The following is a 23,848-nucleotide window of genomic DNA, read 5'->3' as shown; positions in this document are numbered from 1 at the left end:
GATATGCCGGTCACTAAACAAGAAAACGTTCTAGATAGGACGAACGCTGTCTCTGTCGAGTTCAGCGGCAAAACGTCTTTCAATGAACTGTACGTTGGCATCGTTTTCTAAAGCGGTAAACGCGTCTTTCAACTTACCTTGATACAGTCGTTCTCGTAATTCTAGCGGCGTTTCTCCACCATCACCGATTTCAACACTCAAATGACACTCTTCTCCAAGCACAGTATTGAGAGACTGCAATAGCTCACTCTGCGCACGGTCGGTATTCAAATGAGCTTGGCTCGCTCTTAACGTTAAAGTGATTGATGTGTCGTTTTTAGCAAACACTGAGTTCAATGCTAACTGTTCAACAAGCTTGGCTGTCTCTAGCTTTTGAATCGTGGCTGACCATTCATCTTGAGCAATCGACTCTTGAAGCAATTTATCGACCATTTCTGGTGTCTTAATATGCTCCAACGCACGCTTGATCTGAGTAGGTGTAAGCTCTTTGCTCACCTCTTTCACTACAGGTTTAGACGGTTTCCAGCGATAAGGTTCATTATCGTTGGTCACATTTTCTGTCGAAGAGGCTGATAAAGAAGCTGGCGACACCCGCTCAGAACCACCGTGTTGCTGAGCAACTCGATCAAGAACTGAAGTTTTAGCTGGTGTCGCTTTAGCCTTTTTTGGCGCCGAGCCTTTGTTTTCTGTTGCCGCGCTGCCTCTACGTTGAGAACGTAATTGGTGGCGTAAACCACTCACAGGCGAAGTTGCACGCGCCGGCTGCTCTTGCGGAGCAGAAGGTGCAACGCTTGGCTGTTGAACCGGGCTCTGGTTTTGATAATTCGTTTGTTGCTGCTGAGGCTGCTCTGCACCGTAGCTTGGACGCTCATCATAAGCAGGAGGCGCGTCATACTGGCTATGCGGGTAATCCTGCTCAGGATAACCTTGGTTGCCTGAATGTTCAGCGTAACCTTGCGAATCTGAATACTGTGCTGGATTCTGCTGCACGGGTGGCTGCTGCATAGCTTGCTGTTGAGGCGCCTGTTGTTGCATCTTAGGCTGTCTCGGAGCTGCCATTGGCGCAGGTTGACTCACTGACTGAGCAACGTTCTGAGCTTGAGCTGCTGGAACTGGCGCTGGGCTTGCCGACTGAGTCGAGATTGCCGTAGCAACCGCTTGTTCAGCTGGTCTAAATGCCAACATGCGTAAAACCACCATCTCAATACCAACGCGAGCGGTTGGCGACAATGGTAAGTCTTCACGACCTTTCAACACGATCTGGTAGTAGAGTTGAATGTCTTGTGGGCTAAGCGCTTTGCTCAGTAGTTCAAGCTTCTCAGCGTCAGGCTGTGCCTTATCTAGTGTAGATGGCAAAGCTTGGAACATCGCAAGACGATGCAGTTGAGTCGCAAGCTGATTCAGCAAACCATCCCACTCGACACCGTTCTCAGCAAGGCTTTGGATACACGCCATCGCTTGCTGTGGCTGCTTACTGCTAATCGCTTCAAGCAAGTGGATAGCTTGGTCGGTATCCAGTGTTCCTAGCATGTGAGCAACAGTATCTGTTACGACATTGCCGTTACCTAATGCGATAGCTTGGTCTGTAAGGCTTAGTGCATCACGCATACTGCCATCAGCAGCATGAGCAATCATTCCAAGCGCACGAGACTCAGACGTCACATCTTCTTGTTCAAGAATATGATCGAGCTGCTCGTGAATATTATCAACGCTGATCGGCTTAAGGTGGAACTGCAAACAACGCGACAAGATAGTCACTGGAAGCTTCTGTGGATCCGTTGTTGCGAGCAAGAATTTCACATACTCAGGCGGCTCTTCTAAGGTCTTTAGAAGCGCATTAAAGCTGTGCCTAGAAAGCATGTGTACTTCATCGATTAGGTAAACCTTGAAGCGACCACGTGCAGGCTTGTACTGAACATTGTCCAGAAGCTCGCGGGTATCTTCTACCTTAGTACGTGATGCCGCATCAATCTCAAGTAGGTCAACAAAACGACCTTCATCGATTTCTTTACAGGTTGCACATTCACCACAAGGTGTTGAGGTAATGCCTGTTTCACAGTTGAGCCCTTTAGCAAACAAACGGCCGATGGTCGTTTTACCGACACCTCGTGTACCGCTGAACAGGTATGCATGGTGCAACCTGTTCTGGCTAAGGGCATTCTCTAATGCTGTTAAAACATGGGCTTGACCAACCACTTCTTTGAATTTGGTTGGTCGCCATTTTCGCGCTAACGCAAGATAGCTCATGAATAATTCCGAAAAGGATTAGTGACCGTCGAATTCGCAGATGCTAAACACTTCTAGACCTAAGCCTTGTAAGCGCTTGTCACCACCGATTTCTGGAAGGTTAATAACAAATGCAGCGTGTTCTACCACACCACCAAGCTGACGAATCAACTTTGTTGTTGCTTCAATCGTACCGCCCGTTGCTAGCAAATCATCAACCATCAACACTTTATCGCCTTCAACGATAGCATCAGTATGGATTTCTAGAGTGTCGGTGCCGTACTCAAGCTCATAAGATTGTGCCACAGTTTGACGAGGCAGCTTGCCCGGCTTACGAACAGGAATGAAGCCAACACCTAGCTCAAGTGCCAAAGGCGCACCAAATAGGAAACCACGAGCTTCAGTACCAACGATCTTAGTAAAGCCCATGTCCTTGTATGTTTCCGCTAGCAGGTCGATAGTCGCTTTGTAAGCTACTGGATCTTCCATCAAGCTTGTTACGTCACGGAACAAAATACCCGCTTTAGGGTAATCAGGAATGCTTTTGATGCTTGCTTTGATCAGAGAGATTTTTTCTGTGTTCATAATCTTATGCACTTCATTAGGCCGCTTTCCAAACTCTCGTTAACGAATCAAACTTCAACGCTCGGAATTAAGGAAAGGTACGATTGGTATTCATTGCAACGAGAGTCATAACTCTGATTGCTGAAATAATAAACGCCCGCTATACAAGCAGGCACACTGGCTTAATGGTAGTGATTTTCTTTGCTGTCAGCAACCAACTCATGGGTTGGAAGTCGCATAAACCATGTGAGAAGAATAACAAGTACACAAATTAGGAAAGCCTTGACCCAAATGATAGGGGCAAAGTAGATGGATAACGCAAAACTCAACAAGATAAAGAATACGCCACGCGTTTTAACTTGTTTGGTGACGGCACCGTGTTGATACCAATTGTTCAGCAAAGGACCCAGCGTTTTGTGCTCATGCATCCATTTATGAACTTTCGGATTGCTTCGCATGAAGCATGCGCTGGCAAGAAGGAGAAAAGGAGTGGTTGGCAGAACGGGCAAAACTATCCCTAGAACTGCGAGAAATATACAAAGGCCACCAGCAATATTGAGGCTTAAAACTCGAACGCTAATTGTGGCCTCCTTGAGTTAGCTATCACCAATCGGCGACGACAGCTTAACTAGAATGTTGCGTAACCATTGAATACGCGGATCAACGTAAGTGTTGCTGGTAGCAATGGAATCATTAAAAATGCGGCTAAAAATCCTAAAAAGTAGAATACATTAAACGGGTCTTGAAAGTCTTTGTTATCTGCCATGATTGCTTCTTGTTTTTGTTAGTGAAGGTAAGTATCCGGCGAACCAAACCCGCTTTGCTAAATCGACATTTAACAAAAAAGGCATAGCCACACCATTTGCGCAACTATACCTTAATCAATTATTCACAAAAACCGAGGAAATATAGGGTTAATCAGTAGACCCTTGGTGTATGTCTAAACTAAAACTTGCCGCTCCAAGTAGGCTCAACGACAGTTGGCAGCCCTGTTCGATCGGAAGGTCCCGCGTAATAAAGTTCTTCTTGCAGTTCTCACCCAAGCGCTCACCTGCTGCAATATATTGATTCAATTCACCATTCGACCATTGCCCGTCTAGACCCGCAGGCAAAATGGAGATGGTTCCCTCGGCAAGGTCAGCAACACCAAACAAGGCATTCACTGGGGTGGAGCATTTAGAGCAACGAATCCCCTTCTCTAAGATTTCAGCAATATCTTTGAGATCAACATTAAAATCTTTTCTGTTTCTTATGTAATCGTGGAACAGCGCTCTCACTAACAATGTTGTCGCGGAGCCGCCATTATCAGACGACGATGAATCGACGAGGTAAAAAGCAAACTGCCCGTTCATCATCCACGCATAGTCAAACACAAGTGGCATCATCTCTGTTGATTGCAGTAACCGGTAACTGCAACGCCATGAGCCTTGTCGCGTATCTTTCTCTGGAAGCAGCGCATGCAGTAAGTCTTTTGCTGCGCTTGGGTTATCTTGAAGGTAATTCAGGTGCCAATGCAGCTCTTGGTCTTCAGGGATCTCTCCCCCATCATCCACACAGAACCATTGGCTCGAAAAATCTCGTTGGTCTGAAATGTTATCGAACGAATCTGTCAATGTATTCGCAATCGCACTTCCTAGGTGACGGTGATCCTCTAACGGCTTCGCCAAGAAGTCTTTAATACCAAATCGCAAGGCTTTCGCCACGTCAGACATATCATCAGTGCCAGACACAACGATCATAGGCAGTGACGGGTACTCTAAACTGAGCTCTTCCACAAGCTCTATGCCATCAAGTATTGGCATTGATAAGTCACACACAATTAAATCTGGCGTTGAGTCTCTAAGTTTCTGCAAAGCGTCCAGTCCATTTTCAGCCTCAACCACTTTATAACCGACCTTGTCTAGGTACGCGCTGGTTATACGGCGAAAAATAGGATCATCATCAACCAACATCACGCATTTTTGGTTAATTACTTCCTGAGCCGAGGTCATTACTGGCTGACTGTGAGTTTTGTACATAATCTATAACCTCACAAAACTAAGTCGAATTATTATTGTTATCTGTTCTAAGAACTAATATAAAACTTAGTAATAAAATGCTAAATACACAAATTTGCACTCTTTACTGGTAATTCGTGACGAGGGTTGGAATACTTGTAAATAGTGCAACGAGTTGACGTAACGCAAACATTGATCTCACTGTTACGTATAAATTAGATGAGATTGTAAACAAATGTGTCTGGATTTATGAAATTAGATGATTTAAACCTCTTTCGACTCGTCGTTGAAAATGGGAGCTACACCGCAACATCGCGCAAGACTATGATTCCGGTTGCGACCATCACACGACGCATCCAAGCCTTAGAAGATTCTTTGAACCTTAGGCTTCTCAATAGACACGCGCGTAAACTTTCTTTAACAGAGGCAGGCGAACGTTTCTTCAATGAATGCTCTCCGCTGTTGCAACGTCTCTCTTCTACTGCAGAAGAGTTAACTGACGTGTGCAAAGGCGCTTCCGGTAAGATTCGTATTACGGCACCCTCAAACCTGACCAAGCGCATGATGATGCCAATGTTCAGTGAATTCATGATTCAATACCCTGATATCAATATTGAGCTGATGATGAACAACCAAGCGGATCAGCTGGATCCAACGGAGTGGGACGTAATTTTCCGAGTCGGCCCTCAGCGTGATTCAAGCCTAATCGCTCGAAAAATCAGTGAAGTCAAAGATATTCTTATCGCGAGCCCTGAGTACTTAGCGAAGAACCCAGCTCCAAGCCATGCTGAAGAGCTAGCGAACCATTCGCTACTCAAAGGCTACCCGCTGATTAAGTGGCAGCTGAGTAATTCGAATGAAGAGACGGTGGTGAATAGCGAGAAAGGCCGTTTCAACGCCAATGCGCTTAATGTCGTAAGACAAGCGTGCTCAGAAGGCCTAGGTATCACCCTGATGCCTGACGTGATGATTCGTGAATACATTGAAGATGGCAGCTTAGTGCAAGTCTTAGAAGACTGGAGCGCTAACCCTCGTGATATTTACATGCTTTATAACCACAAAGACCATCTACCAGAGAAAGTGAGATTGTTTATTGATTTTGTGATCGCATACCACATTCATTAAGGTCAATCCCCTTCTCTATAAACAAAAAACCAGAGCCGATGCTCTGGTTTTTTATTTTCTGTATCGCTAGCGAAACTCTGTATGACTAACGAAACGCTAGTTAAGCGCCTTCGTTGTGTAACTCTAAGTTAGCAAGATCTTGTTGAATCTCACGCTGAACCTTTGAGTCGTCATTACGCAAAGAGTCTAGGAAATCTAGGTACACTTGGTCGATATCGCCCGTTACATACTCGCCGTTAAATACAGAAGTATCAAAACGAGAGATGTCTTGATTGCCCATGCCCACTGCAGAAATCAGATCTGGTAGCGTTTGGAAAATCAAGGCGTCTGCGCCAATCTGCTTACAAATCGTTTCGTTATCACGACCATGAGCAATCAACTCTGTCGCGCTCGGCATATCAATGCCGTAAACGTTAGGGAAGCGAACCTCTGGAGCAGCTGAAACCATGAAGACCTTATTTGCGCCAGAATCACGAGCCATCTCAATGATCTGCTCTGATGTTGTGCCGCGAACGATAGAATCGTCAACCAGAAGAACGTTCTTACCTTTAAATTCAGAGCGAATTGCGTTGAGCTTACGGCGAACCGACTTCTTACGTTGTTGCTGACCTGGCATGATGAATGTGCGGCCAACATAGCGGTTTTTCACGAAACCTTGACGGTATGGCTTATTGATCGCTTGAGCGATTCGTAGCGCAATATCGTTTGATGTTTCAGGGATTGGAATAACTACATCAATGTCTAAGTCTGCGTACTCTTCTTTAATACGCATACCAAGCATCTCACCCATCTCAACGCGTGCGCTGTAAACCGAGATTTTGTCGATGAATGAATCTGGGCGTGCAAAGTATACAAACTCAAAGATACATGGGTTTAGTTGTGGGTTGTCCGCACATTGCTTAGTGAAAAGCTCACCGTCAAACGTTGCGTAGATAGCTTCACCTGGTGCTACGTCGCGCATGAAGTCGAAACCAACAGCATCGAGTGCTACCGATTCAGACGCAACCATGTACTCTGTTTTACCTTGAACTTCACGCTTACCAAGACACAATGGACGAATACCATGTGGGTCACGGAATGCGATCATACCGTGGCCGATGATCATCGCCGTTACGGCGTAAGCACCACGAATTGTACGATGCACATTTGCCACAGCGCGGAAAACGTCATCTGAAGTTACGTTACCTTTAACAGTATCGATCTCATGAGCTAATACGTTCAGTAGAACTTCAGAGTCAGAGGTTGTGTTTACATGACGACGGTCTTTTTCGAACAACTTCTCACGAACTTCGTTTGCGTTCGTCAGGTTACCGTTGTGCGCCAACGTAATGCCAAAAGGAGAGTTTACGTAGAAAGGCTGAGCTTCAGACGCACTTGAACTACCCGCAGTAGGATAACGAACATGGCCAATACCAACTTCACCTTGTAGGCGCTGCATGTGTTTTGCTTCAAAAACATCTTTTACTAAACCGTTCGCCTTACGCAGACGGAAACGATTGCTTTCTATGGTACAAATACCAGCGGCATCTTGGCCACGATGCTGCAATACCGTTAAAGCGTCATAAATAGACTGGTTTACAGGTGTTGAACCCACGATTCCAACAATACCACACATGTCCTAATCCTCGATTTTTCGACATTAACTGGCGCTAGAGCGCGCCAGATAAGAAACTAGATGTTGCTTGTAAATGCTCGAAGAACGGCGCAATGATTCGACTAAATTCTGGAACCAATTGCGAATTCTTCCACCACTCAGAACTTGGGAATGCAGTAAACGCATCCATGAAAAACAACACTGCAGAAACAATCAAAACACCACGTAAGCCACCAAAGACGACACCGAGGATTCTGTCTGTACCTGACAGGCCTGTTTTCTGAACTAGTTGACCGATGACATAGTTAACTAAGGCACCCACAACTAACGTTGCAACAAACAATGCTGCTATCGCAGTTCCGTTTCGAAACATCTCATCTTCGATATTGGTGAAGTACATCGCTAATTTAGCGTAGTACTGGCTAGCAATAAAAAATGCTCCAAACCAAATAACGAGTGACAAGGCTTCTTTAGCGAAACCACGAACTAAACTGATCACGGCAGAGAAGCCGATCACGCCTAAAATGACAAAATCTAACCAATTCATGAATTCTTCATCTTAAGTTGGCGCGCATTTTAACAGAAAAAATGCTGACGCAAACGTTTTCTTATGGATTTAACGGTTTAAATTTGAGCAACTGGCCTTTTGAACCCGTAATTTTTTCTAATTCCTTAATTTGTCGCTCAAGTTTGGATTTAGAGACATCCGGGCCAATAATTACTCGCGTAAAAGTTTTTTCTTGCTTGGTGTGAGCCTGATAACCGCGCTTTTGCAGATCCTTAACAACGTTTTTTGCGTTGTCAGCATTCTTCAAAGCCATCAATTGAATAATCCAAGCACTGTCTTGGTATTCATTTTTTTCAGGTACCGGCTTAACCACAACTGCCACTTTGTCTGCTTCTTTATCATTAGAAGAAGACGCGGTTTGCGTGTTTGAATTATCAGTACGACCACTTTCAACCACTTGCTCAACCGGAGAATCCGGTAGCGCTATCTGATCTTCAACGGGATCGAGTACTTCAAACACTTCAACATTACTATCAAGCTCAGGCTTAATTGGAATGCTTGCAAACTCTTCTTTGTAGTGGAGCTTCTTACCATCTAGTACATCGGGCAATACAATCACACCAATGGCCACTAAAATGATGGTGCCGACTAACCGGCTTTGGAATTTACTTGCCATTTAGTTTCCTTTTTTCTGCCAATGCTCCAACACTTCACCCACTGTATGGAAAGAACCGACAACCAACACAACATCGTCACCTTTAACAGAAGCTAAAGCCGCTTCAAACGCTACAACAGGGTTTGAATACCGCTCTACACCTTCAGGTAAGCTTTGACACAATTCAGCGGCTGTTGCGGCTCGTGGGCCGTTCAGCGAAGCTGGGTACCAATGTGTTGTTATTGGAGCTAATACTTCCAATGTCGCGGGGATATCTTTGTCATGAAGCATGGCGACTACAACGTGTAAATTTTTGCCTGCATACTTCTTCGCGACTTGCTGCGCAAAGTACTCAGCAGAATGCGGGTTGTGTGCTACATCAAGCACAATCACCGGTTGTTCGCTAATTTGCTGCATACGCCCAGGAAGCTGCGCATTCTTCATGCCGTTAACCACGTTCACGTCGCTAATACTAAGCTCTGATGTGCCCAATGCCATCAACGCTGTTGCAGCGTTAGGTAACGGCAGGCTTGGAATAGGTAGCGATTCTAGTTGGAATGCACCACTGCGCCAGTTCCACGTATCACCGTCAACATCATAAGTGTATTGAATACCGACTTGGTAGAACTCAGCCTTAATGTCATCAGCGTGCGCTGCAACCGTAGCCGGTGGCTTGGGTTGACCACAGATAGCGGGTTTACCGCTACGATAAATGCCCGCTTTCTCAAAACCAATCACATTGATGTCATCACCTAGCCAGTCAACATGGTCGACAGCCAAACTAGTAATCACAGAAACATCATGCTCAACGATATTGGTCGCGTCTAAACGCCCGCCTAAACCCACTTCTAAAAGCACAACATCAACCGCTTCAGTTTGAAATGCACGTAACGCCGCTAAAGTGCCATATTCGAAAAAACTCAGGCTGATTTCGCCACGCTCTTTCTCAATGAAATCGAAAGACTGAACCATCTTTTCATCAGATAGATCTTGGCCGTTGATACGAACACGTTCGTTATAGCGAATTAAGTGAGGAGAGCTGTAGACACCAACTGAGTAACCAGCGTCCAATAGAATCGCTTCCATCAGTGCACATGTTGAGCCTTTGCCATTGGTTCCGGCAACAGTAATAACATGTTGAGCAGGTTTGGTGAGGTTTGCCTTAGAGGCGACGGCCTGAACTCGGTCTAATCCAAGATCAATAGCGCTTATGTGGATGTTTGATAAATAATCAAGCCACATCTCCAAAGAGGATGTGGCTTGAGGAATAGGTTGTTGACTCATCTAACTCATAACCATAATTAAGTTGGTTTGTTAGAAGGTACTTTACCCTTTTTCTGGCGCTTCTGGTACTTCATAAGTAGCTTCATTCGGTGAATCGTTCACAGAAACTACTAATGGTGAAGGCTGGTTGGTCATTTTAGCAACAAGGCTTGCAACGCGCTGACGCATCTCACGACGGTCAACAATCATGTCGATAGCACCGTGGTCTAGTAGGAACTCACTGCGTTGGAAACCTTCAGGAAGGTCTTCACGTACCGTTTGTTCGATTACACGACGTCCAGCAAAACCGATCAGTGCTTTTGGTTCACCAATATTGATATCGCCAAGCATTGCCAAACTTGCAGAAACACCACCCATTGTTGGATCAGTCATAACTGAAACAAACGGTAGGCCTTTCGCAGATAAACGCTCAAGCGCAGCACTGGTTTTCGCCATTTGCATTAGAGACATCAATGCCTCTTGCATACGAGCACCACCACTTGCAGAGAAACACACTAAACCACAGTTGTTCTCGATAGCAGCATCTACCGCTTTCACGAAACGAGCACCAACAACAGAACCCATTGAGCCGCCCATGAATGAGAATTCAAAAGCACACGCTACGATAGGTAAACCCAATAGTTCGCCTTTCATTGCAACTAATGCGTCTGTTTCACCACTGTTCTTTTGAGCAGCAGAGATACGTTCTTTGTAACGCTTAGAGTCTTTAAACTTCAGCTTGTCTTGTGGCTCAAGATCAGCACCTAGTTCAACACGCTCACCTTTGTCTAGGAATGTATCCAGACGACGACGTGCTTTCATGCGCATGTGATGGTCACATTTTGGACATACTTCTAGGTTACGCTCTAGTTCAGCATGGTACAGAACCTGCTCACAAGAAGTACATTTCGTCCAAACACCCTCAGGGATAGACGCTTTACGAGATGTTACGATGTTGCTTTTTTCTAAAATCTTTTCAAGCCAACTCATGGAAGACCTTTTTGTTTCGATTCTTCCGCTTGATTGCGAAAGAAATAAATTTGGGAATTATGCGTGGGAATTAAAGCACATAAAACAGCGACTGTAGATAAAAAACTGGTTGTACCTATTTTCTGGGACTATCTTACGCACTAAACCGTAATAATTTTTGAACCTAAGTCTCACATTTAGTTCAAATTATCCGGTAAAAATAGAGGACCAATTGGCTCTCGTGGTAGCTCAAAATGTTCAGGATAATCAACATCCACCAGATACAAACCTTCCGCTTTTGCAGTTGCGCCGGCTACTTTTCGATCTTTAGCTTCTAAAAGCCACTGGATCCACTCTGGTTTCTGCTCACCTTTACCTACGGCAATAAGGCTACCCGTAATATTCCTCACCATGTGGTGAACAAACGCATTCGCTTTAATATCGATCACAATGTAGTGTCCATGACGAGTCACGTTCAAGTGAATCATGTTTCTCCATGGGCTACGAGATTGACAGTGTGTTGCCCTGAACGAAGTGAAGTCATTCTCACCAAGTAAGTACTGACCCGCTTCATGCATTTTTTTCTCATCAAGATGACCATGATAATGGCTCACACCTGAATTCAAAATGCCTGGGCGTAGTGCATGGTTAAAGATAATGTAGCGATAACGGCGGGCAGTAGCCGAGAAACGAGCATGGAAATCCTCATTCACTTCTGTCGCCCAACGAACCGCAATATCTTTTGGCATGTTGGCATTCGCGCCCATTGTCCATGCCACCATTTTACGATCGACATTAGTTTCAAAGTGAACGACTTGTCCCGTACCGTGAACACCGGCATCTGTACGACCTGCGCACATAACTTCTACAGGGTGATTCGCGACAACTGAAAGAGCCTTTTCCAATTCTTCTTGGACACTTTTCACGTCTCGTTGGCGCTGCCAACCAAAGTAGTGGGTACCGTTATATTCAATACCTAAAGCAATTTTCATGTTCTTGTTCTCTTTGAAAATGGGCGAGAATTATATACGGAAATCAGTGCTAGCCCAAATAGGATGGGGCTAAAACTTCAATAAACAATCAGCATCGACCGAGACGATGCTGTTGAAAAACCAAATGAAACGATAGCGCTCTGTATCGCCTTAAAATAAAGGGTAGCCAACGCTACCCTTTCTGATTTGTAAATTTATCGACCGTTTAACGTATCGATAAGATTTTTTGCCTCTCGACGAATATCATCGCTGCCGTCAACGATTGCCTCTTCTAGAAGCTTAATTGCCCCTTGCGAGTCACTCATCTCGATGTAGATTTTGGCCAAATCAAGCTTACCCGCAGCTTCTGCATTGCTGTCGACATCATAATTGCCAATATCACCGATAACATCAGGGAATTCGTTAAGACCCACATCCAGTTTAAGCTCTTCATCGTCTGGATTAATGACTTCTTCACCTTCTTGCTCGACTTGAGCCATTAGCTCATCAATCGTCATGTACTGCTTATCACGACTGTTGCCTGATTCGGTTAGATTGTCTTGTTCAGCCCAATTCTCTTCTTTGATTTTCGGTTCAGCTTGCTGTTCAGCCGATGCCCAAATCTCTTGTTGGTCATCAGGCACATCATTATGCATGCTCGATTGTTGTTCTGGCGCTAGGTTAAAGCCTTTCCAGTCTTCGCCGCCGACTTCAAGCATGGCGTCAATATCTAACCCTGCGCTATCAATCGAAGTTGCGTCCAATGGCTTATCGAACATGTTGTCGACAGAGTCTTGAACATCTTCAGAAAGCAACTCAGCTAATGCTGTCTCATCAAAGTCATCAAAGCCTTCTAGTGGCTCGTCTTGAACCGCTGCAGGCGTTGAGTTTGGCTCTGAAGCCGCGCTCAGTGATTGTTCTGGCTGTGCAAAACCAGCCGGTTCAGAGTCTTCAGCATTCGAGAAATCATCAGCCTGACTATAGCTCTGCGGATTTGAGAACAGATCATGCAACGCATCTTGCTCTTCGCCTTGTGGGCTGAAAGAAGTCAGTGGTGTTGGCTTCTCAGCAAACGCATCAGAGATGGCTTCATCTTCACCATATTCCGGTAAATCAAACTCATCGAACTCTACGCCTTGGGCTTCCGCCACCGGCTCGGCATTGCTTTGCTCAATATCATCTAAAACAGAGTCTGCTTTTGCGCTTTCTTCATCGTACTCCGGAAGATCAAGGTCATCGAACTCGAACTTCTCTGTGTCAGGCGCTAAGTCTTGCTCTAACTGTGCTTCATCTGGTTCACTCACCACTTCCGCTAACGCATCGCCTTCACCAAACTCTGGTAGTTCGAAGTCATCAAGCGAGAATTCTTCTTCGCTTTCTGGTTTCGCAGTTTCAACTTGTGGTGCAGCATCTAACTGAGGCTCAGCGGTAGGTTGTGATTCAACACTTGGTTGAGCATCAATAGCTGGCGTTACTGGTTCTGGTGTTGATTCAGCATCAGCTTCCGCTAGTGCGTCTTCTTCACCAAACTCTGGTAGCTCAAAGTCATCAAACGAGAACTCTTCGTCGTCTTGCTCTTTAGCTTGAGCTTGAGGCTCAACAGCAGGCAATACTGATTCTGTTGTTGATTCAGCATCAGCTTCCGCTAGTGCATCTTCTTCACCAAACTCTGGTAGCTCGAAGTCGTCAAACGAGAATTCTTCTGCGCTTTCTTGTCCTAGAACTTCAGCTTGTTCTGCTACTTCCGTTTGTGGTGTAGCTTCAACTTGCGGTTCTTCATCTAACTGAGGTTCAGCGACAGGTGTTACTGGCTCTGGTGTTACGTCAGCTTCCGCTAATGCTTCTGGTTCAGACGCCTCATCTTCAATCAGCCAATCATCGTCTTCTGGCACACCAAATTCATTTGGAATGATCTCTGGCATGTTTGCAGCACGAACTGGCTCTGGCTCTGGCTCTGGCTCTGGCTCTGGCTCTGGCTCTGGCTCTGGCAAGGATTCAACGACATCTTCAAGCTGATCGCTACCTTGGATTTTCGGTTCAAAGTCAAAATCAGAGTCAATGTTCGCTGGCGACTCTACATCGTCGATGGCTTCAGCTAACCAGTCTTCAACCGTTTCTTCTTCATCTTCAGAGATATCGTTCAAAGACGATGGCGAAGCTTGCTCTTGTACGTCGGCTTCTTTCGGCTCAGATTCTTGTTGTGCGCTTTCTTCTTGAACTCGCTCTTCAAAATCTGGTTTATCAAAATCAGAATTCTCAGATAACAGCGAGTCGATATCCAATTTATCATCCTCCACCGATGATGCGGTTTCTTGCGCTGATACTTCGTTGCTGTTTGAAAGAGGCGCTTGCTCTGATTCAACCGTATTTTCAATTGATGGTTCAACAGGCTCTTCTATTGCTGGCAACAAATCATTGTCATCAGAAGTCATTAACTCATCAATCAACGCTTCGTCTGTTGTTTCTAGCGAGTCATCAAGCAAAGCATCCGTTGCCGGTGCGACACCGAACAAATCATCGATAAAACCATCACGATTAAAGGCTTCATCATTTTCTGGCTTAATGTCAGAACTTTCTTGAGTCATTTCAGAATCTAACGATTCATCAGTAACGACTTCAGGTTGTGGTGTTTCACTAATGTCCGGATCTTGCTCAGGCTCACCTTCAGAGGTTAACGGAGTAAGCTCAACGTCTGAGTCCTTTTCAGGCTTCTCATTGGCGTTGTCCAAACCAAAGGCTGCGTCTAACTCTTTATCAAACGTCTTATCTTCAGATTCAAGCTCGTCTTCAATGCCACTTGTCAGTAAGTCATCAAATGGGTCTAGAGATTCTGATTTTGATGCATCCGCTAAAAGCTCATCATCTGACAATTCACTATCAAGGAAATCATCCAATAAGTCGGTACTTTCGGCGTCGAGTTCGAAATCATCGTCGTCAGAGTCACCTATTAATTCATCCAAGGTTTCCGTGCTGTCTTCTGCGATGTTGAGGTCATCATCGGTCGATAAACCAGAAAGCTCTTCAAGCTCAGACAGAGAATCAAAGCCAAGAGGTTCGCTTTCAGACTCATCATCCGAATCGTCCCCTAGCATCTCATCAAGAAGGTCTGTCGAGTTACTTAGGTCTACGTCATCGCCTGCCAGTTGCTCATCAAGCAGATCAACGCTGTCTTGAGGTTCTTCATTTACGATGGGCTTATCGAACTGAGACAGAATGTTTTCGATATCATCATCAGACGCCAAACCACTGTTTAGGTTAGTGGCAATCTCATCGTCGCTATCGAGGTTGAAAGGGTCATTCGCTTGATCGTTCTGAGCAGCAACTTGGGCAAAGATGTCATCAATATCATCATTCGCTGTCGGTGAAGCTGGCTCAGGGGACTGTTGTTCAGAGATTAGAGCATCAATATCAAAATCGTCATTGCTCAAATCAACAGGCTTAGTCTCACTTTGTTGCTCAGAGATAAGCGCATCGATGTCAAAATCATCGCTTGCTGGTGTTTCAGTGCTAGAAGGCGAATCACTTTGCTCTTCCGAAATCAGAGCATCAATATCGAAGCTGTCGTCATCTTCGTCATCAAGAGCAAACAGATCATCTAATAAAGATTGGTCTAGCTCGTTGGAACCGAGATCTTCAGTTTCAGACTCTTGAGATAGTAAAGCTTCAATGTCATCAGCAGACATTGCGTTATCATCAGAAAGATCAAAGTCAACATCATCAGTATCGACGGCGCTTTCCGCTGTTTTGTCTAGCGCACGTTCCATCTCTTCAAGGCCAAGCGCTTTCTCTTCGCCATTAACACTAATGCCGTTGCTGCTGTCTAAATCTAGATCGTCGAAGTTGGTGTCTAAATCACCGTTTTCGCCAATGCTAGCAAATGGGTCATCGTCTTCACCATCTAGATTGAAATCGAGATCAGATTCATCTAAACCAGCAAAGACATCATCCTCTTCGGCTAGCGCTTGATCGTCAAATAGCTTGTTGGCGTCATCTTCCGTACCAAACAAGTCATCATCTAAAGACAGCTCGTTAAGGTCGTCCATCTCGTCGCCCAATGTAATAGGTGCAACGCTGCTTGGTTCTGGCTGGAGCGGTTGTTCTTGAGTCGTCTGCTGTTGCTCATCATTTTTAGAACGACGGCCTAACAGCATCACAACGATCAAACCAATGAGCAGACCTGGAATAATCGCAAGAGCCGCCACTAACCAACCATTCGATAACAGTTCGTCAATGACACTTGGTGCCATCTTTTCAATTTCGGCGTTCTTTCTGCGCTCTTCATCAAGCAGCTTTTCCACTTCGCTACGAATGCGGTCTTCATCACTGAGCTCTGTTTTTAGCTCATCCACTTCCGATTGAACATTCGATAACATCAAACGAAGTTGGTGATTTTTCTCTTCAAGTGACAGCAGTTCAGTTTCTGAAAGCTCTAGCTGCTTCTCTAACTTGTTCATCTCTTGGGTTGGTGCAGATTGAGCTAGAGATGATTGAGTTGGAGACAATGGCTTTTTAGCAGTTTCAGTAGTGCTTACTTGCTTAGCAGGAGTAACATTTTTTGCATCAGAACTCGGCGCTTTGGGTTTTGAAGCGACAGGCTTACTTGCAGGAGCATCAAGCTTAGCAAGATGTGAGTTCATGATGTTGATAGCTTGCTGCGTCGAGCTTGCACGTGCTTGCTCTAAAGAAGGCACGCGTAGATTGCTCGCAGGCAGCAGGCTATGGATATTCTGGTTTTCAAACGCTTGTGGGTTTAAGCGATAAATAGCCAACAGAGTTTGTTGGACTGAAACGGAGTTATCAGGGCGTAACTTTGAGGCAATAGACCACAATGTTTCTGAGCCGCGAGTTGGACCATAGAAACGTGAAGGCTCAGCGCTATTTGATTGCGCTCTTTGAAGTGGTTCTGAAAACGTAGGCGCTGATTGTATCTGGCCATTAGGCCCTACAACTCGAATGGAATCTGCACGAACAACGGAAATCTGAGTCGCAATGATAAAGGCAAAAGGCATTAACCACGGCTTGAAAATTTGAAACATAAAAGGCTCAGCTAGGTGCTTAAATTCGGAAAAGTGATGATCTATTAAATATATCGGATAAATGACGTAAAACTATAGAGATGAAAACAAAAAATGTGTTGCAGCAACAATATTCGCAGCAATTTCACACAATTTGACTAACAATATTTTTAATCGATTAAAAAAGCCCCACTAAAGAGTGAGGCTTTTTTATCAAAGCAATAAAGCTTAGAAGTAATCGCGAATCAGAACTTCAGCGATTTGAACTGCGTTTGTTGCTGCGCCTTTACGAACGTTATCAGCGACAACCCACATGTTTACGCCACTGTGATGGCTGATGTCGTTACGAATACGACCAACCATTACGTGGTCTTTACCACCTGCATCACGAACTTGAGTTGGGAAGTCTAGCGCTTGGAATACTTCAACACCTTCTGTGTTCTCTAGAAGCTGAACCACTTGCTCTGCACCGATTGGTGCGCGAGTTTCAATGTGTAGAGATTCTGCGTGACCGTAAAATACTGGTACGCGGACACAAGTCGGGTTCACTGTGATTGAAGAGTCAGCAAAGATTTTTTGAGTTTCCCAAACCATCTTCATCTCTTCACGCGTGTAGCCGTTCTCTGTAAATTCATCGATTTGAGGAATACAGTTGAAAGCGATTTGTTGTGAGAACGCTGAGTTTTCAGCTGGCATACCGTTAAGAAGCTTAGCCGTTTGACCCGCTAGCTCATCGATACCTGGCTTACCTGCACCAGACACAGATTGGTAAGTTGAAACGTTAATACGCTCAAGGCCCACTTCATCGTGAATTGGTTTTAGCGCTACTACCATTTGGATAGTCGAGCAGTTAGGGTTCGCGATGATGTTACGGTTACGGAACTCAGCAATCGCTTCAGGGTTCACTTCAGGCACAACCAGAGGAACATCGTATTCGTAACGGAAGCGTGATGTGTTATCGATGACAACCACACCTTCATCAGCCGCAATTGGAGCCCAACGCTCTGAAAGCTCGCTACCTGCAGAGAAAAACGCAATATGTACTTGAGACCAATCGAAGTCTTCTACGTTTTGTACTTGTATTGTTTTGCCGTTAAAACGGGAAGTTTTGCCTTCACTACGTTCACTTGCTAGTAAGTGCATTTCACCGACAGGGAATTTACGCTCTTTAAGTACTTCAAGAATGGTTTCACCAACCGCACCAGTCGCACCTAAAATAGCAATATTAAATTCTTGGCTCATTGTTTCTCTCTTTTATAAAGTTGGCTTTACCATAAAACCGAGTTTAGATAACGGCGTTAAATTACAAGATTCGTCGCCCGTTAACTCGACTGCACTGTACTCTCTGCGGTCCCAATATTCTTTACGCATCTTGTCAAAAGAACCCGGCGTAACGATATTGCGACGGAATAAGGCGTCGTCTTTGCGCACATCATAGATCAACTGAGTCAAATTGTGCAGTGTTGCTTCATCCCAAGCTCTATCTAATTTCATTTGAGGTACAGGCGCTGTCGGCAATAAGTCGCTTGCATACGCACGCTGTTCAGTACCTAAAAATTCACAATAACTGTTGAAGATCATCGTGGTACCACGCGCTTTACCTTCTAAACCGTAGCCCGCTACGTGAGGCGTTGCAAAAGCGAGTAACGGAAGAAGCTCAAAGTCGACTTCAGGTTCAAACTCAAACACATCAAGCACTGCAGTGAAACCATCGGCTTTTTGCAGGCGAGCTTTTAGCGCTTGGTTATCAACCACAGGACCGCGAGCTGCATTAATCAGGATTTGATCAGCACGTAAGTTGTTCAGCACTTGCTCACTGATCAAGTGATGCGTTGGATACTCACCCGTCTTAGTGATTGGCGTGTGTAATGTAATAACGTCTGATTGTTCAAGCAAAGTCTCTAACTCAGTAAATTCGCGAGTATCACCCTCTTGCTGTTTTAGAGGGTCGTTCAGCAGAACTTTGATACCAATACCTTCAAGGCACTTCGCTAAGTAGCTACCTACCTGACCACAGCCGATAATACCAACCGTTTTATCAAAAACAGAGAAGCCTTGCTGTTGCGCAAGCACCATCATCGCACTGAATGCGTACTCAGCAACACCCACCTTGTTACAGCCAGGCGCCGCAGTAAAGAAAATGCCACGCTCTTTCATCAATTCTTGGTCAACATGGTCCATACCAGCCGTCGCAGTACCGACAAACTTCAGCTTATTGGCTTTGCTGATCAATGACTCGTTTACCTTGGTAACAGAGCGAATCATCAATGCGTCTACGTCAACTAGGTCGTCAGCAGTAAGTGTGCGACCAGACTTCATTGTCACTTCCCCTAGCTGGCTAAAAAGCGCTTCAGCGTAAGGCATATTTTCGTCGATTAAGATTTTCATTTGGCGAGTACTTTTGTTGGGGTCTATCGACCTAAATGTGAATTGAAATGATTGTGCAAAATTCCACACACGGTGTCGAGTAGCAATTGGAATACATTATAAATAAAGGGCTGAATCACTGAGTCTGCACAAACAACAGGCATAAGATTCCATACCCAAATCTCAAACGGCTAAAACGAAAAATGCCCGATTGAATAAACAATCGGGCAAACATCCAGAACAAAAGGATCCTATCTCGCTCTCCAGGAGACAGAGTCTTGCGTCTGTTCAACCAGTACTAACCAAAGTCAGTACTGGTCAAGCTCTGGAAACCTTTCAATCTCAAAACCCAGATTTAAAAACTATGTTCAAAAAACACGTTTACCAACCTGCGTCTAAAAACTTTGTTCTGATGGTCATTATTACTGGGTGACCTGTGCGTGTTGAATCGGCACTAGCGCAACCCTTTAACGATTAACCTTGTCTCTGTAACTCAAGCTTAAGTTAAGCTTGGTACTTTTTGATTACTAGCGTTGCGTTCGTACCGCCGAAACCAAAACTGTTAGACATAACTGTAGTTAGCTCTTGATCACGAGCTTCAGTTACGATGTCTAGGCCAGCAGCAGCTTCGTCTAGGTTCGAAACGTTAATGCTTGGAGCGATAAAGCCGTTATCTAGCATTAGCGTTGAGTAAATAGCTTCGTGTACGCCAGCAGCACCTAGAGCGTGACCTGTCATCGCTTTAGTTGCAGAAATTGCTGGGCTGTTGCCACCGCCATTGCCTTGAGAGAATACTTCTTGGATAGCGCCTAGCTCTTTAACGTCGCCAACTGGAGTTGAAGTACCGTGAGTGTTCACGTAATCAACGCCATCAACGTTTTGCATCGCCATCTTCATACAACGAACCGCACCTTCACCAGAAGGAGCAACCATGTCGTAGCCATCTGAAGTTGCGCCGTAGCCTACGATTTCACCGTAGATTTTTGCGCCACGAGCAACAGCGTGCTCAAGCTCTTCGATAACTAACATGCCGCCGCCACCAGAGATAACGAAACCATCACGGTCTGCATCGTAGGTACGAGAAGCCAGCTCTGGCGTGTCGTTGTACTTAGTAGAAAGTGCGCCCATTGCGTCGAACATCATAGTCAGAGACCAATCCAGTTCTTCACCGCCACCAGCGAATACAACGTCTTGCTTACCAAGTTGGATAAGCTCCATTGCGTGACCAATACAGTGTGCAGATGTCGCACATGCAGAGCTCATAGAGTAGTTCACACCACGGATTTTGAAAGGAGTTGCTAGACAAGCAGAAACCGTAGAAGCCATTGTACGTGGAACCATGTATGGACCAACGCGCTTCACGCCTTTCTCACGGATGATGTCTACCGCGTTTACTTGGTTTAGAGATGAAGCACCACCTGAACCCGCAACGATACCCGTGCGGTCATTAGATACTTGATCTTCAGTTAAGCCAGAATCAGCAATTGCTTGCTCCATTGAAAGATAAGCGAATGCCGCTGCATCACCCATAAAGCGCATTTTTTTGCGATCGATATGGTCAGCAGGGTTCATTTTTAGGTTACCCCATACTTGAGAGCGCAAGCCATTTTCCTTGAACTGCTCTGAAGCGGTAATACCAGATTTACCCTCTTTCAGTGATGCTAAAACTTCTTCGACGTTGTTACCGATACTTGAAACAATACCCATACCGGTGATTACGACTCGTTTCATGTGACATTCCTATAATTCTAAATTCAGCTAGATGATAACTAAGAAGCCTAACAAAAGTGGTCAGCTTTCCTAGAAATTCGTACAATCCCTACCAACATATCGCTTCAAATCACAAAATGATAGATTTTATGACTTCAATTACTAATGCAGAACTGGAATGGAATGAGTCTGGCACGCCAGTTTCAGACCAATTTGACGACGTTTACTTCTCCAATGTTAACGGTTTAGAAGAAACTCGCTACGTCTTTTTAAAGCAAAACCACCTTCCAGAGCGTTGGCTTGAACATGAACAACGCCGCTTTGTGATTGCTGAAACCGGCTTTGGCACAGGTTTGAACTTTCTTGCAGTTTGGCAATGGTTCGATGCTTTTCTTAAAGATAACCCACAAGCGATGACCAAAGAGTTACATTTCATCAGTTTTGAAAAATATCCTTTAAATAAAGAGGATCTCATCAAAGCACACCAATCGTGGCCAGAATTAGCCGAGTATGCGACGCAACTCCAAGAACACTACCCTATTGCTCTACCTGAATGTCACCGCATTGTGCTGGGCGACGGTGCAATCACGCTTGATTTGTGGTTTGGCGATATTAAAGATTGCATGCCCAACGTACCAACCCCGCGTGAAGGTTTGGTTGATGCTTGGTTCTTAGACGGTTTTGCTCCGAGCAAGAACCCAGAGATGTGGAATCAAAACCTATTCAACGGCATGGCTAAGCTCGCTAAGCAAGATTGTAGCTGCGCCACCTTCACCGCTGCTGGCTTTGTTCGCCGTGGCTTAATTGAAGCTGGCTTTGAAATGAAAAAGGTCAAAGGCTTTGGTACTAAGCGAGAAATGATCGCCGGCCGACTTGGCGAAAAGCACGCTCACACCAACATCAAACCTTGGTATGGCCTCGCTCAACACACTGAATCCCAAGACATTGCGATCATTGGTGGTGGTGTCGCCAGTGCTGCATTAGCCAAAACGCTAAGCCGTCGTGGTAAAAACATCACCCTTTATTGTGAACATCCACAAGCTGCGGGCAATGCCTCAGGTAACAACCAAGGTGCGATTTACCCGCTATTAAGCGAAGCGACCTCGAACGTGTCTCGCGTGTTTGGCCCGGGATTACTGTTTGCTCGTCAATTTATTAATCAAGCGGCTCAGTCTATTCAATTTGATCACAGTTGGTGTGGCGTGAACATCTTGATGTGGGATCAAGGCTCCACTAAAAAGCTCAACCGCATGTTGGAAGGCAACTTCCACACCGACCTGATTCAGCGTTTATCGCCAGAGCAAGCCAACGAAAAGATTGGCTTACCCGTCGATAAAGAGAGTGTTTACTTTCCGCTGGGTGGTTGGCTAAGCCCTCTGCAACTGACTCAAGGCTTGATTAGCAAGTTAGAAGAGAACAACCAAGTAAGCGCGCACTATCAACATCAAGTAACGCAACTTGAGTGGCTCGAAGCTGAACAACAATGGATACTGACGATGGATACACCTCAAGGTGAGATTCAAACCAAGCACGACCAAGTAGTTGTCGCAAACGGACACAAGTTCACTCAGTTTGAACAAACTCAGCCAGTACCACTGACTCCGGTTAAAGGCCAAGTGAGCCATATTCCGACCACGGAAAATCTCAGCCAGCTAAAAACCGTGTTGTGCTTTGATGGCTATTTGACGCCACAGAACCCCAACAATGGTCATCACTGTATTGGTGCGAACTACGACAAAACCAATATCGACCAAGAATTTGATATTGAGGTTCAGCAGCACAATGGCGAGCGCCTACATGGGTCACTACCAGACCAAGCATGGACAAAAGATGTCGATACCTGTGACAACTTAGCGCGCCAAGGTATCCGAAGCGTAAGCCGTGACCACCTTCCGTTTGTCGGAAACGTTGGTGACTTTGAAGCCATTAAGGAGCAGTACCAAGATCTCCACAACTTCAACCCGCAGCGTGACTCGGTTGAGGATGTAGAAACGGTAACAAACTTCCCTAACCTTTATTGCTTTATCGGACTGGGTTCACGTGGTTTGAGCTCTGCACCATTATTGGCTGAAGTATTAGCATCACAGATCTGTGGCGATCCGCTGCCCTTGCCTGTTGATGTGCTTGAGGCGATTCACCCAAGTCGAATGTGGGTACGCAGACTGCGTAAAGGTAAGGCATTAACGGCTGGATGGGTTGCTGACAAGCATTCTAAATCAAAGCCGTAGTTTCTAGTTCAGCTATTTTGAACATCTGAAATTTCTGAATATCTGAAACTAATAAGTTAAAAGCTAAAAAGCCCGAGTTCATTGTGTCGCTCGGGCTTTTTGTTATTCGTGTTGCTCTAAACTGATGTTCTAAACGAAGCTGTATTTACAGCTTAGCAACCGCGTCTTTAATCTGTAGAACGATCTCTTCGTTGCTGATAGAACCAGATTCAAAATCAAAGTTATCGTAGAAGCTTGGTACTGAAACTGACGCTTGCACGTTGCCACCGAAGTAAAGTGCAGAACCTGTCGCTGCGCCAAGTACCGTTTGTGCGCCGCCAGGGCCTGGTGAAGTCGCTAGGTAAACCGCCGGCTTCTCGCCAAATACTGAACGCTCAATGCGTGTCGCCCAATCAAATAGGTTTTTATACGCAGCTGGGTAGTGACCATTGTGTTCTGCGAACGAGATAACAAACGCATCAGCTTCAGCTAGGTCGCGCAAGAATGCTTGAGCGCCTTCCGCTTGGCCAATCTCTTTTTCAGTGTCTTCACTGAACATAGGAACATTGTAATCGTTGATGTCTAGGACTTTAACTTCAGCACCTTCAATCAAGTTTGCTGCGTAATACCAATTAAAGTAAAAATGTGATCTAATTAAGATTGATGAATTATTGTGA

The 23,848-nt window shown here is 45.2% G+C and carries 18 protein-coding genes; 2 read left to right on the top strand and 16 right to left on the bottom strand.

The window, feature by feature from the left end:
• Positions 1 to 30: 30 nt before the first annotated feature.
• The 5 genes from dnaX to AB6E54_RS20140 form a co-directional block, all read right to left on the bottom strand.
• The gene (dnaX, locus tag AB6E54_RS20160; protein WP_372107091.1) at positions 31 to 2,247 is read right to left on the bottom strand and encodes a DNA polymerase III subunit gamma/tau; all 2,217 of its coding nucleotides are present in this window, start codon (positions 2,245 to 2,247) and stop codon (positions 31 to 33) included.
• Positions 2,248 to 2,265: 18 nt separating this feature from the next.
• Complete coding sequence (gene apt, locus AB6E54_RS20155) at positions 2,266 to 2,811, bottom strand: adenine phosphoribosyltransferase (protein ID WP_017062340.1); 546 nt, start codon at positions 2,809 to 2,811, stop codon at positions 2,266 to 2,268.
• A 161-nt stretch (positions 2,812 to 2,972) separates the two neighbouring features.
• On the bottom strand, positions 2,973 to 3,344 hold the full coding sequence (locus tag AB6E54_RS20150; protein ID WP_029225617.1) for a YbaN family protein: 372 nt from the start codon (positions 3,342 to 3,344) through the stop codon (positions 2,973 to 2,975).
• A gap of 74 nt (positions 3,345 to 3,418) precedes the next feature.
• Entirely contained in the window at positions 3,419 to 3,556 is a 138-nt protein-coding gene (locus AB6E54_RS20145) for a hypothetical protein (RefSeq protein ID WP_017067606.1), read from the bottom strand.
• Positions 3,557 to 3,704: 148 nt separating this feature from the next.
• The gene (locus AB6E54_RS20140) at positions 3,705 to 4,808 is read right to left on the bottom strand and encodes a response regulator (RefSeq protein WP_102428821.1); all 1,104 of its coding nucleotides are present in this window, start codon (positions 4,806 to 4,808) and stop codon (positions 3,705 to 3,707) included.
• A gap of 228 nt (positions 4,809 to 5,036) precedes the next feature.
• Here AB6E54_RS20140 and AB6E54_RS20135 point away from each other — a divergent pair, with 228 nt between their 5' ends.
• Positions 5,037 to 5,912 (top strand): LysR family transcriptional regulator, encoded by an 876-nt coding sequence (locus tag AB6E54_RS20135; protein ID WP_017062344.1) that lies wholly within the window; start codon positions 5,037 to 5,039, stop codon positions 5,910 to 5,912.
• Between the two features lie 100 nt (positions 5,913 to 6,012).
• Here AB6E54_RS20135 and purF read toward each other — a convergent pair whose 3' ends face one another.
• The 10 genes from purF to fabB all read right to left on the bottom strand — a co-directional run bounded on the left by purF (position 6,013) and on the right by fabB (position 20,985).
• Positions 6,013 to 7,527 (bottom strand): amidophosphoribosyltransferase, encoded by a 1,515-nt coding sequence (gene purF / locus AB6E54_RS20130; RefSeq protein ID WP_017062345.1) that lies wholly within the window; start codon positions 7,525 to 7,527, stop codon positions 6,013 to 6,015.
• A 34-nt stretch (positions 7,528 to 7,561) separates the two neighbouring features.
• The gene (locus tag AB6E54_RS20125) at positions 7,562 to 8,053 is read right to left on the bottom strand and encodes a CvpA family protein (RefSeq protein ID WP_009848678.1); all 492 of its coding nucleotides are present in this window, start codon (positions 8,051 to 8,053) and stop codon (positions 7,562 to 7,564) included.
• A 61-nt stretch (positions 8,054 to 8,114) separates the two neighbouring features.
• Complete coding sequence (locus AB6E54_RS20120) at positions 8,115 to 8,690, bottom strand: SPOR domain-containing protein (protein WP_017063432.1); 576 nt, start codon at positions 8,688 to 8,690, stop codon at positions 8,115 to 8,117.
• Positions 8,691 to 9,953, bottom strand: a complete 1,263-nt coding sequence (gene folC / locus AB6E54_RS20115; RefSeq protein WP_102332531.1) for a bifunctional tetrahydrofolate synthase/dihydrofolate synthase — start codon at positions 9,951 to 9,953, stop codon at positions 8,691 to 8,693.
• 42 nt (positions 9,954 to 9,995) lie between these two features.
• The gene (gene accD, locus AB6E54_RS20110) at positions 9,996 to 10,922 is read right to left on the bottom strand and encodes an acetyl-CoA carboxylase, carboxyltransferase subunit beta (RefSeq protein WP_017062348.1); all 927 of its coding nucleotides are present in this window, start codon (positions 10,920 to 10,922) and stop codon (positions 9,996 to 9,998) included.
• A 176-nt stretch (positions 10,923 to 11,098) separates the two neighbouring features.
• On the bottom strand, positions 11,099 to 11,893 hold the full coding sequence (truA, locus tag AB6E54_RS20105) for a tRNA pseudouridine(38-40) synthase TruA (RefSeq protein ID WP_004734161.1): 795 nt from the start codon (positions 11,891 to 11,893) through the stop codon (positions 11,099 to 11,101).
• A 194-nt stretch (positions 11,894 to 12,087) separates the two neighbouring features.
• A complete protein-coding gene (locus AB6E54_RS20100) occupies positions 12,088 to 16,908 on the bottom strand; it encodes a FimV/HubP family polar landmark protein (protein WP_372169006.1) in 4,821 nt (1,606 codons plus the stop codon).
• A 207-nt stretch (positions 16,909 to 17,115) separates the two neighbouring features.
• Complete coding sequence (locus tag AB6E54_RS20095) at positions 17,116 to 18,129, bottom strand: aspartate-semialdehyde dehydrogenase (RefSeq protein WP_017062350.1); 1,014 nt, start codon at positions 18,127 to 18,129, stop codon at positions 17,116 to 17,118.
• A 12-nt stretch (positions 18,130 to 18,141) separates the two neighbouring features.
• Positions 18,142 to 19,275: a 4-phosphoerythronate dehydrogenase gene (locus AB6E54_RS20090; protein WP_017062351.1), complete on the bottom strand. Its 1,134-nt coding sequence runs from the start codon at positions 19,273 to 19,275 to the stop codon at positions 18,142 to 18,144.
• A 483-nt stretch (positions 19,276 to 19,758) separates the two neighbouring features.
• A complete protein-coding gene (gene fabB, locus AB6E54_RS20085; RefSeq protein ID WP_017070308.1) occupies positions 19,759 to 20,985 on the bottom strand; it encodes a beta-ketoacyl-ACP synthase I in 1,227 nt (408 codons plus the stop codon).
• A gap of 128 nt (positions 20,986 to 21,113) precedes the next feature.
• Here fabB and mnmC point away from each other — a divergent pair, with 128 nt between their 5' ends.
• The gene (gene mnmC / locus AB6E54_RS20080) at positions 21,114 to 23,192 is read left to right on the top strand and encodes a bifunctional tRNA (5-methylaminomethyl-2-thiouridine)(34)-methyltransferase MnmD/FAD-dependent 5-carboxymethylaminomethyl-2-thiouridine(34) oxidoreductase MnmC (RefSeq protein ID WP_372107095.1); all 2,079 of its coding nucleotides are present in this window, start codon (positions 21,114 to 21,116) and stop codon (positions 23,190 to 23,192) included.
• A 145-nt stretch (positions 23,193 to 23,337) separates the two neighbouring features.
• Here the strand turns inward: mnmC and AB6E54_RS20075 are convergent, their stop codons facing one another.
• Entirely contained in the window at positions 23,338 to 23,832 is a 495-nt protein-coding gene (locus AB6E54_RS20075) for an NADPH-dependent FMN reductase (RefSeq protein WP_372169009.1), read from the bottom strand.
• Between the last annotated feature and the right edge of the window lie 16 nt (positions 23,833 to 23,848).

Source organism: Vibrio sp. 10N.247.311.49 (assembly GCF_041467655.1).
Lineage (GTDB): Bacteria > Pseudomonadota > Gammaproteobacteria > Enterobacterales > Vibrionaceae > Vibrio > Vibrio crassostreae_C.
Note: the sequence above shows the minus strand (reverse complement) of the source record. Positions and strands in the feature narration are given on the sequence as shown.